This is a genomic window from Shewanella sp. 10N.286.51.B2 (assembly GCF_041469265.1).
Classification (GTDB): domain Bacteria; phylum Pseudomonadota; class Gammaproteobacteria; order Enterobacterales; family Shewanellaceae; genus Shewanella.
Genome location: NZ_JBFRKH010000084.1, coordinates 1 through 1,034 on the forward strand (window position 1 = coordinate 1; position 1,034 = coordinate 1,034).

The 1,034-nt window shown below is 38.1% G+C and carries 1 protein-coding gene and 1 pseudogene; both read right to left on the reverse strand.

Going from position 1 to position 1,034, the window contains the following annotated elements:
- A pseudogene (locus tag AB4140_RS18780) lies at positions 1 to 230 on the reverse strand (transposase); the annotation flags it as partial.
- Between the two features lie 176 nt (positions 231 to 406).
- Entirely contained in the window at positions 407 to 847 is a 441-nt protein-coding gene (locus AB4140_RS18785) for a hypothetical protein (RefSeq protein ID WP_372002176.1), read from the reverse strand.
- Positions 848 to 1,034: the final 187 nt, after the last annotated feature.

Genomic DNA, 1,034 nt, shown 5'->3' on the forward strand with positions numbered 1-1,034 from the left:
TTAAGCACCACATGTAAATGGTTACTCATCACGGCATAAGCACAAATATCAATCGCAAAAATCGTCGCTAATTCAATAATACGCGAATCAACCCACTCTCGGCGATGTTCATAGTTATCACCAGTCGACTTATCAAATCCACACAAAAATGCTTTGCGCACCACCGGCGTACAGCAGTGATAGTAAGGGGTGTCTTCTAAACTCACGAGTGTTTTTCTAGGTCTGGCCATCATCAACTACCTAATATTAAGTAATGACCAAAGCCTAGTAGAGTGTTTGATATTTAGCCACCTGGAATGGGTGGCCATGTTAATTTTGATATTTACACTATAAAGGTATCACTCGGGCTTGTTCAACACTTGGGATAAGGACGCGGCTACGCGCGGCCTATCCTTATCTGTTAGCTTTATTTACCACTATTTCGCCAAACTAAAGTTGCTTTGGGTATAGGGTTGCATGACGAAACTTTTATTGTGCTGAATTCTATATCCGTTGGTAATGGCTTAAATGTATGAAATATGACGTAGCTATTATCTTGACCTACAGCTCCACCTGTTTCATTTAAAAGAACAACTGTACCATCAGCAGTAATCAATTGTCCCTTTATGCAGCCTTTAGGGTAAACCTCGGAAATTTTATCTAATCCTGCAACTACATTTTCATATTTTCCCACAATATGAGTTACATCTACTTGAATATTAGCCCCTGAGTTAATGGCAGATATTGGCTTATCTAGCTTTATGGTAGTTATAGATTGGTTAATATTTATAGGGGTTGGGTTGATCACTGTTTGACTACTAAAAAGTAACATTTTTAATAAAGTCCAAATTCCCTCTAATGTATCCATTTACACCAAACTCCTGATAAAGCTAACAGCTTATTCAATAGCAGCACAATAATGTTCCAGGCTGCTCAATTCAAACTTCAAAGGTACCATCGCTAAGTCCTTGTTGTAAATCGAATATTTTCGCGAATACGTAAGTAATGCTCAAAATACTGCCGGAAAAAGAATGTGTCTTTGTTTACGAGGTCTA